Origin of the sequence: Streptomyces sp. NPDC093801 (genome assembly GCF_040701585.1) — a bacterium.
In the GTDB taxonomy this organism is placed as follows: domain Bacteria; phylum Actinomycetota; class Actinomycetes; order Streptomycetales; family Streptomycetaceae; genus Streptomyces.
On the sequence record NZ_JBFBDP010000078.1, the window covers coordinates 1 to 10,684 of the forward strand.

Sequence of the window (10,684 nt, forward strand, 5' to 3'; positions counted from 1 at the left end):
CCGGCTCCACGTCCACGGCACCCCCGTCGACTGGGAGGCGGTCTTCGAGGGCCGTGGCGCCCGCCGCGTCGACCTGCCCACCTACCCCTTCCAGCGCACCCGCTACTGGCTGGCGGCGGCCCCCGCCCCCGGGGACGTCTCCGCCGCCGGTCTGGCCGAGGCGGACCACCCCCTGCTCGGCGCCGCCGTCCCGCTCGCCGACGGTGAAGGGCTCGTCCTGACCGGGCGGCTGTCGCTCGCGACGCACCCCTGGCTCACCGACCACGTCGTGCTGGGCGCCGTACTCGTCCCCGGCACCGCCTTCGTGGACCTGGCGCTGCACGCCGCCGGTGCCGAGGGCGTCGGCTGCGACCGGCTGGACGAGCTGACGCTCGGGGCCCCGCTCGTCCTCCCCGAGGACGGGGCCGTCCAGGTACAGGTACGGGTCGCGGCCCCCGACGCCGACGGCCGCCGGGCGCTGGAGGTCCACGCGCGGCCGCAGGGCGCGCCCGCCGAGGAGCCGTGGACGAGCCACGCGGTGGGCACCCTGTCCGCCGCCGCGCCCACCGGCGACGGGACCGGCCTGGCCGCGTGGCCCCCGCCGCGGGCCGTCCCCGTCGCCGCCGGGTCGCTGGACTCGCTGTACGAGCGGATGGCCGGCCTGGGTCTCGACTACGGTCCGCTGTTCCGGGGCGTCCGCGCCGCGTGGAGCCGGGACGGGGAGCTCTTCGCCGAACTGGAGCTCCCCGAGGGCACCGACGTCGCCGGGTTCGGGCTGCACCCGGCCCTGCTGGACGCCGCCCTGCACGCGGTCGCGCTCGGCGACGGCCTGCTCGGCACGGAGTCCGGCACCGACCCGGACGGGGCCGGCACCGACCGGGCGCGGGTGCCGTTCTCCTGGACCGGGGTCAGGCTGTCCGCCGCCCCGGCCGGGGGCCCGGCCGCCCTCCGGGTCCGGCTGGCCCCCGCCGGCCCGGACGCCGTCTCCCTGCTGGCCGCCGACACCACCGGCCGGACCGTGGCCTCCGTGGACGCCCTGGTCCTGCGGCCGATCTCCGCCGAGCAGCTCGCCGCCGCGCGGGCCGGCCGCTTCCAGGACGCCCTGTTCCGCGTCGAGTGGACCGGGGCGCCCCCGGCCCCGCCCCTGGCGCCGGCCGACGGCCACGTCGTCGTCCGGCTGGACGCGGAGCTCGCGGACCGCCCGGCGGACGCGTCCGCCGCGGTGCGGTACGCGGCGGCCCGCGCCCTGGCCCTCGTACAGGAGCGGCTGACGGCGGCCGAGGCGGGGGAGGCGGACCCGCGCAGGCTGGTCCTCGTCACCCGGAACGCGGTCCGCGCGGGCGGCGGGGACGCGGCCGGGCCGGATCCGGCCCAGGCCGCCGTCTGGGGCCTGGTCAGGTCCGTCCAGTCCGAACACCCGGAGCGGTTCGTCCTCGTGGACGTGGAGGCCGACGCGGCCGAGGGCCCCGCCCTCGACGCCGCGCTGGCCGCGGCGCTCGCCACCGGGGAGCCGCAGTGCGCCGTCCGGGAGGGCAGGGCGCTCGTGCCGCGCCTGGCGCGCACGGCCGCCGCCGCGGCCACGGCGGACGCCTCCGCCCTGGGGCTGGACCCGGCCGGGACGGTCCTGGTGACCGGGGCGACCGGCGCCCTGGGCCGGCTGGTGGCCCGGCACCTGGTGGCCGCGCACGGCGCGCGCCACCTCCTGCTGACCAGCCGCCGGGGGCCCGATGCCGAGGGCGCGGCCGACCTCGCCGCCGAACTGGGCGCCCTGGGCGCCGAGGTGACCCTCGCGGCCTGCGACGCGGCCGACCGGACCGCGCTCGCCGCCCTGCTCGACGGGATCCCCGCCGCCCACCCGCTCACCGCGGTGGTCCACGCGGCGGGCGTGCTCGACGACGCCCCCGTCGGCTCGCTCACGGCCGAACGCCTCGACCGGGTCCTCGGACCGAAGACGGACGCGGCGTTCCACCTGCACGAACTGACCCGGGACCGGGACCTCGCGGCCTTCGTCCTGTTCTCCTCGCTGGCCGGCACCCTCGGCACGGCGGGCCAGGCCAACTACGCCGCCGCCAACGCCTGCCTGGACGCCCTCGCCCAGTCGCGACGCGCAGCGGGACTGCCGGCCGTCTCGCTGGCCTGGGGTCCCTGGGCGGGCACCGAGGGCCCGCAGGGGATGCTGGGAGGGGCCGGAGCGGCGGCCGTCGCCCGCATGGCACGGGCGGGCGTGTCGCCGCTCTCCCCGGACGAGGGCCTCGCCCTCTTCGACGCGGCGACCGCGGCGGCCGCGGCGTCGGCGGACGCGACGGACGGCACCGGCCCGGAGGCCGTGCTCCTGCCCGTACGGCTGAACCTGCCCGCGCTGGGCCGCAATGCCGGGACCCGGCCCGTGCCCGCCCTGCTCCGCGGCCTCGTACGGACCCCCGCCCGCCCGGCGGCGGACCCCGCGGCGGGGACGCGGGCGCTGGCCGCGCAGCTGGCGGGGGCCTCCGACGAGAAGCGCCGACGGATCCTCCTCGGCCTCGTCAGGGACCAGGTGGCCGCCGTACTGGGCCACACCTCCGCCGAGGCCGTCGGCGCCTCCCAGGCCTTCCGCGACCTCGGCTTCGACTCGCTGACCGCCGTGGAACTGCGCAACCACCTGGGCACGGCCACCGGGCTCCGCCTCCCGGCGAGCCTGCTGTTCGACCACCCCACCCCGGCGGCCCTCGCCGACCACCTGGCCGGCGCGCTGCCCACCGGAGCGGGCGCCGACGGGGAGGCGCCCTCGCTGCTCGCCGAGATCGACCGGCTGGAGACCGCGTTCGCCCGCGCCGCGCACGACCGGGCGACCCGCGCCACCGCCGCCCTGCGGCTGGAGGTCCTCCTCGCGAAATGGCGCGGGGCCGCCCCCGGCCCCGCCGGGGGCGGCGCACCCGCCCCCGGCGGCGAGACCGGCGGGGACGGCGCGGCCGATGTGGCGCAGGCCTCCGACGAAGAGCTCTTCGACCTGCTCGACGGCGAACTCGACACCCACTGATCGACCAGCACGCCCATCCCTTCGCGTTGAGGAACAGAAACCAGATGACGACCGATGTGAACAAGCTCCGCGACTACCTCAAGCGCGCCACCGTCGATCTGCGTCACGCGCGCCAGCGGCTGCGCGAGGCCGAGGGCAAGAACCGCGAACCGATCGCGATCGTGGGCATGAGCTGCCGTTTCCCCGGCGGCGTCGAGTCCCCCGAGGACCTGTGGGACCTGATCGCCTCGGGCCGTGACGCGATATCCGGCTTCCCCACCGACCGCGGCTGGGACCTCGACGCGCTCTACGACCCGGACCCCGAGAACCCCGGCACCACCTACACCCGCGAGGGCGGATTCCTGCACGGGGCGGCCGAGTTCGACCCCGGCTTCTTCGGGATCGGCCCGCGCGAGGCCCTCGCCATGGACCCCCAGCAGCGGCTCGTCCTCGAAGCCGCCTGGGAGGCGGTCGAGCGCGCCGAGATGGACCCGCAGTCCCTGCGCGGCAGCCGCACCGGCGTGTTCGCCGGCGTCATGTACCACGACTACGTCTCCCGGCTCCCCGCCATGCCCGACGGCATCGAGGGGTACGTGAGCACCGGCAACACGGGCAGCGTGGTCTCCGGCCGCATCGCCTACACCCTCGGTCTGGAGGGTCCGGCCGTCACCATCGACACGGCCTGCTCCTCCTCCCTCGTGGCCCTGCACCTGGCCGTCCAGGCCCTGCGGCAGGGCGAGTGCGACCTGGCGCTCGCGGGCGGCGTCACCGTGATGGCCGGCCCGACCACCTTCGTCGAGTTCAGCCGCCAGCGCGGGCTCTCGCCCGACGGCCGCTGCCGCGCCTTCTCCGCCGACGCCGACGGCACCGGCTGGTCCGAGGGCGTCGGCATGCTGCTCGTCGAACGGCTCTCCGACGCGCTCCGGCTCGGACACCCCGTCCTGGCCGTGGTCCGCGGCTCCGCCGTCAACCAGGACGGAGCCTCCAACGGGCTCACCGCCCCCAACGGGCCCGCGCAGCAGCGCGTGATCCACCAGGCCCTGGCCAACGGCCTGCTCTCCCCGTCCGACGTGGACCTCGTCGAGGCCCACGGCACCGGCACCACCCTCGGCGACCCGATCGAGGCCCAGGCCCTCCTCGCCACCTACGGCCGGGAGCGGCCCGCCGACCGGCCCCTGTGGCTGGGTTCCGTCAAGTCCAACCTGGGGCACACCCAGGCCGCGGCCGGTGTCGCGGGCGTCATCAAGACGGTGCAGGCGCTGCGCCACGGCGTCCTGCCGAAGACCCTGCACGCGGACGAGCCGACCCCGCACGTCGACTGGTCCTCGGGCGCCGTGTCGCTGGTCACGGAGAACACCGCCTGGCCCGGCACGGAGCCCGGCCGGCCCCGCCGGGCCGCCGTCTCCGCCTTCGGCGTCAGCGGCACCAACGCCCACGTGGTCCTCGAACAGCACCTCGCCCCGGCCGAGCCGGCCGCCGCCCCGGCCCCGGCCGCCGCACCCGACCCGGCCGCTGCGGCCACCGCACCCGACCCGGCCGCCACCCCCGGCGGGGACGCCACCGCGGGCCGCGCCGCTTCCGCCGGCACCACCCTCGGTACCGCCCTCGCCGACCGTGCCGCCACCGTCGGTACCGCCATCGGCGGCCGCGCCGCCACCGTCGGTACCGCCATCGGCGGCCGCGCCGCCACCCTCGGTACCGCCCTCGCCGGCCGCGCCAGCACCCTCGGTACGGCCCTCGCCGACCGCGCGGCCACCCTCGTCGGCATCGGCGGCGACCACGGCACGGGCACCGACGGCCACGGCACCGGACCCGGGGCCGGGGCGCCGGACAGCGGACCGCGCCTCCTCCCCTGGCCGCTCTCCGCCAAGTCCCCGGCCGCCCTCGCCGCCCAGGCCGCCCGGCTCCGGGCCCACCTGGCCGCCCTGCCCGCGACCCCCGACGGCACCGCCCCGACCGCCGTCGACATCGCCCACTCCCTGGCCACCACCCGCACCGCCTTCCCCCACCGCGCCGTCCTGCTCGCCGCCGACCGGGCCGGCCTGGACCGGGCCCTGGACGCCCTCGCCGACGCGGAACCCGGCGCCCCCGCCCCCGCGGGCACCGACGTGGTGCGCGGCACCGCCGACGACACCCGCCGGCCCGCCTTCGTCTTCCCCGGCCAGGGCTCCCAGTGGGCCGGCATGGCCGTCGAACTCCTCGACACCGCCCCGGTCTTCGCCGAGCGCCTGCGCCAGTGCGAGGAAGCCCTCGCGCCCCACGTCGACTGGTCGCTGACGGAGGTCCTGCGCGGCGCGCCGGGCGCCCCCGGCTTCGACCGGGTCGACGTCGTCCAGCCCGTCCTGTTCGCGGTGATGGTCTCCCTCGCGGAACTGTGGCGCTCCTACGGGGTGCACCCCGCGGCCGTCGCCGGCCACAGCCAGGGCGAGATCGCCGCCGCGGCCGTCGTCGGCGCGCTCAGCCTGGAGGACGCCGCGAAGGTCGTCGCCCTGCGCAGCCGGGCGCTGACCGTCCTGTCCGGCCGGGGCGGCATGCTCTCCGTCGCCCTGCCCCTGGACCGGCTCACCCCCCGGATGGCCCCGTGGGGCGAGCGGCTGTCCGTCGCCGCCGTCAACAGCCCGTCCTCCATCGTCGTCTCCGGCGACGGCGACGCCCTCGCCGAACTCCGCGACGCCCTGCACGCCGACGGGATCCGGGCCCGGCTGATCGCCGTGGACTACGCCTCCCACTCCGCGCACGTCGAGGCCGTCCGCACCCGAGTCCTCGAAGCGCTCGCCGACATCACCCCCCGCGCCTGCGACGTGCCGTTCTACTCCACCGTCACCGGCGGCGCCCTGGACACCGACCGGCTCGACGCCGACTACTGGTACCGCAGCCTGCGCCAGACCGTCCGCTTCGAGGAGGCCACCCGCGCCCTCGTCCGCGACGGACACGGCGCCCTCATCGAGGTCAGCGCCCACCCGGTGCTCACCGTCGGCATCCAGGAGACCCTCGACGACCTGGGCGGCGGCGCCGTCGCCCTCGGAACCCTGCGTCGCGACGAAGGCGGCACCGACCGCTTCCTGCGCTCCGCCGCCGAGGCCCACGCACACGGCGTCGCCCTCGACTGGCCGGCCGTCCTCGCCGCCCCCGACGCCCGCCGGATCCCGCTGCCCACCTACGCCTTCCAGCACGAGCGCTACTGGCTCGACGCCCCCCACACCCCGGCGGACGCGGCCGGCCTGGGCCTCGCCCCCTCCGACCACCCCCTCCTCGGAGCCGTCACCACCCTCGCCGACGCCGACGGCCTGCTGCTCACCGGCCGGCTGTCCACGCACACGCACCCCTGGCTGGCCGAACACGAGGTGCTGGGCGCGGTCATCCTGCCCGGTACGGCCTTCGTGGAACTCGCCGTCCGGGCGGGCGACCACCTCGGCTGCGACAACCTGGCCGAACTCACCCTCCAGGCACCACTGGTCCTGCCCGAACAGGGCGGCGTCCTCGTCCAGGTCGCGGTCGGCGCGGCCGACGGGTCCGGAGCCCGGCGCTTCGCCGTCCACTCCCGCCCCGACACCGCCGCCGAAGAGGGCTGGACCTGCCACGGCACCGGCGTGCTGAACTCCGCGCCCGCCACCGCCGCCCCCGCGGCCGGAGCCGAGCCGGCCACCTGGCCGCCCGCCGGCGCGACCCCCGTCGACCTCGACGGCTTCTACGCCGAGCTCGCCGCCCGCTCCTTCGCCTACGGCCCCGTCTTCCAGGGCCTGCGAGCCGCCTGGCGGCTCGGCGACGAGGTGTTCGCCGAGGTGGACCTCCCCGAGGACGCCCGCGCCGACGCCGACCGCTACGGACTCCACCCGGCCCTGCTGGACGCCGCACTGCACGCCGTCGGCTTCGGCCCGCTCGGGGACATGGGCACCGGACGGATGGCCTTCTCCTGGGAGGACGTACGCCTGCACGCCACCGGCGCCACCCGGCTGCGGATCCGGCTGACCCCGGCCGGAGCCGACGCGGTCGCCGTCACCGCCGACGACGACGGCGGCCGGGCCGTGGCCACCGTCGGCACGCTCACCTTCCGGGAGGTCCGTGCGGAACACCTGCGGGCCGCGCTCACCACACACCACGCATCCCTCTACCGCGTGGAATGGCCGGCGCAGCCGCTCGCCGACACCGCCGCCCCCGCGGAGCCCTGGGCCCTCATCGGCGCCGGCACCGGGGAGACGGCCCTCCAGGAGACCGCCGCCGCCCTGGAGAGCGGCGGTACCCGCCCCGCCACCCACTCCGACCTCGCCGCCCTGGCCGCGGCCGTCACCGCCGGCACGCCCGTCCCCGCAACCGTGGCCGTCGTCCTCCCGGCGACCGGCATCGACGCCGATGCCGACGCCGCGGCCGTCCGGGAGACCGCGCGGGGCACCCTCGCCCTCCTGCGGGACTGGCTGGCCGACGACCGCTTCGCCCCCTCCCGGCTGGTCCTCCTCACCCACCGGGCCGTCGCCGTACCGGGCGAGGACACCGACGGCGCACCCGACACCCGGCCCGCGCACGCCCCCGTCTGGGGCCTGGTCCGCTCCGCCCAGTCCGAGCACGCCGACCGCCTCGTCCTCGCCGACACCGACGGCACCGCAGAGTCCCTGCGCCGCCTGCCCGCCGCCGTCGCCACCGGGGAGCCCCAACTGGCGCTGCGCGAGGGGCGGATGACCGTGCCGCGGCTGGCCCGCGTCCCGGCCGCCGCGGAAGCCGCCACCGCCCCCGCCGCCGACCCCGACGGCACCGTACTGATCACCGGAGGCACCGGCGCCCTCGGCCGGCTCGTCGCCGCCCACTTCATCACCGCCCACGGCGTCCGCAACGTCCTCCTCACCAGCCGCCGCGGCCCCGAGGCCGAGGGCGCCGCCGCGCTCCAGGAGGAACTCGCCGCCCTCGGCGCCACCGTCACCGTCGCCGCCTGCGACGCCGCCGACCGGGACGCCCTCGCCGCCCTCCTCGCGGCCGTCCCCGCCGACCGGCCGCTCACCGCGGTCGTCCACGCCGCGGCCGTCGTCGCCGGCGGACTCGTCGACTCCCTCGACCCAGAGGACCTCGACCTCGTCCTGCGCCCCAAGGTCGACGCCGCACTCAACCTCCACGAACTGACCCGCGGCCTGGACCTCTCCGCCTTCGTCCTCTTCTCGTCCCTCGCCGGCACCCTCGGCGGCGCCGGACAGGGCGCCTACGCGGCGGGCAACGCCTTCCTCGACGCCCTCGCCCACCAGCGCCGGGCCCAGGGCCTGCCCGCCTCCTCCCTCGCCTGGGGCGTCTGGGACGAACGCGGGGACCAGACCCGGCTGGCCGACGAGGACCTGCGGCGCATGACCCGCGCCGGCCTCGTCCCGCTCACCGCCGACGAGGGCCTGCACCTCCTCGACACCGCCCGTACCCTGGACCACGCGGCCCTGGCCCCCGTACGCCTCGACCTGCCCGCACTGCGGGCCCGGGCGACGGGCCCCGTACCCGCCCTTCTGCGCGGACTGGTCCGCACCCCCGGCCGCCGCACCGCGCAGAGCGCCGCACCCGGCCCCGGCGGCCTCTCCGCCGAACTGTCCCGGCTGGCCGCCCTGCCGCCCGCCGAACGCCGCGACACCGTGCTCACCCTCGTCCGCAACCAGGTGGCCTCCGTCCTCGGCCACGCCACCCCCGAGGCCATCGACCCCGGCCGGGCCTTCCGGGAACTCGGCTTCGACTCGCTGGCCGCGATGGAGCTCCGCAACCGGCTCGCCGCCGCCACCGGCGTCCGCCTCCCCGCCACCGTGGTCTTCGACCACCCCACCCCCGCCGCCCTCGCCGCCCACCTCCTCGAGGAGATCCCCGGCGGCCACCCCGGCACGGCCCTCGTCACCGCCGCGCCCGCCACACCCGGCCGGACCGCCGCCGACGGCGCCGAGGAGCCCGTCGCCATCGTCGCCATGAGCTGCCGGCTCCCCGGCGAGGTCCGCAGCCCCGAAGACCTCTGGACCCTCCTCGCCGACGGCACCGACGCCATCACCGGCCTGCCCGCCAACCGCGGCTGGGACCTCGACGCCCTCTACCACCCCGACCCCGACCACCCGGGCACCAGCTACGTCAGGGAAGGCGGGTTCCTCCACGACGCGGGCGACTTCGACCCCGAGTTCTTCGGGATCTCGCCCCGCGAGGCCCTCTCCATGGACCCGCAGCAGCGGCTGCTGCTGGAAACGTCCTGGGAGGCCTTCGAACGGGCCGGGATCGACCCGGCCACCCTGCGCGGCTCCCGCACCGGTGTCTTCGCCGGCACCAACGGCCAGGACTACGCCATCGGCCTCTCGCAGGAGCAGACCGAAGGCATGGAAGGCCACCTCCTCACCGCCAACTCCGCCTCGGTGGTCTCGGGCCGGGTCGCCTACACCTTCGGCCTGGAAGGGCCGGCCGTGACCGTGGACACGGCCTGCTCCTCCTCCCTCGTCGCCCTGCACCTCGCCGCGCAGTCCCTGCGCCGGGGCGAATGCGACCTGGCCCTCGCCGGCGGCGTCACCGTCATGTCCACCCCGGGCGCCCTCATCGGCTTCAGCCGCCAGCGCGGACTGGCCCCCGACGCCCGCTGCCGCGCCTTCGCCGCCTCGGCGGAGGGCACCGGCCTCGCCGAGGGTGCGGGCATGCTGCTCGTCGAGCGGCTCTCCGACGCGCGCCGCAACGGGCACCGGGTCCTGGCCGTGGTCCGGGGCTCCGCGATCAACCAGGACGGTGCGTCCAACGGCCTGACCGCGCCGAACGGGCCCGCGCAGCAGCGGGTGATCCGCCAGGCCCTCGCGGACGCCGGGCTGACCGCCGGGGAGGTCGACGCCGTCGAGGCCCACGGAACCGGCACCACCCTGGGCGACCCCATCGAGGCCCAGGCCCTGCTGAAGGCCTACGGCACCGACCGTCCCGAGGACCGGCCGCTGTGGCTGGGCACGGTCAAGTCCAACATCGGGCACACGCAGGCCGCGGCCGGTGTGGCGGGTGTGATCAAGATGGTGATGGCGATGCGCCACGGGGTGCTGCCGCGGACCCTGCACGCGGACGTGCCGTCCCCGCACGTGGACTGGTCGGCGGGAGAGGTGCGTCTGCTGACCGAGGCCCGGGAGTGGGCGGAGCACGAGGGCCGTCCGCGCCGGGCGGGCGTCTCCTCCTTCGGCGTCAGCGGCACCAACGCCCACGTCATCGTCGAACAGGCCCCGGACGCCGCCCCCACCGACGATCCCGACGGCAGCCCGGGCGGGGCCCCCGCCCAACAGCCCGTCGCCTGGCTGATCTCCGCCAGGGACGGGAACGCCCTGCGGGCCCAGGCGGAACGACTGCTCGCCCACGTCCGCTCCACCGAAGGGGCCGCCGCGACGGACATCGCCCTCTCCCTGGCGACCACCCGCACCGCCTTCCCGCACCGCGCGGTCATCACCGGGCACGACCGGGACGACCTGCTGCGCGGCCTGACCACCCTCGCCCGCGGCGAGACCCCGGGCCCGGAGACCGTGTCGGGCACGGCACCCGCGGGCGCGGGCCGCAGGGCGTTCCTGTTCTCCGGGCAGGGCAGCCAGCGCCCGGGTATGGGGCGTGAACTGCACGCTGCCTTCCCGGTGTTCGCGGAGGTCTTCGACGCGGCGTGTGCGGCCCTGGACCCGTATCTCGATCTCCCGCTGCGGGAGGTGGTGTTCGGTGAGGACGTAGAGCTGCTGCACGAGACGCGCTTCACCCAGCCGGCGC

Annotated in this window: 2 protein-coding genes; both read left to right on the forward strand. The window is 77.6% G+C overall.

The genetic code is table 11. From position 1 onward, the window contains the following. On the forward strand, nt 1-2,995 hold a 2,995-nt coding region (locus tag AB0469_RS40565), incomplete at its 5' end, for an SDR family NAD(P)-dependent oxidoreductase (protein WP_366456633.1). A gap of 44 nt (nt 2,996-3,039) precedes the next feature. Further along, on the forward strand, nt 3,040-10,684 hold a 7,645-nt coding region (locus tag AB0469_RS40570; RefSeq protein WP_366456634.1), incomplete at its 3' end, for a type I polyketide synthase.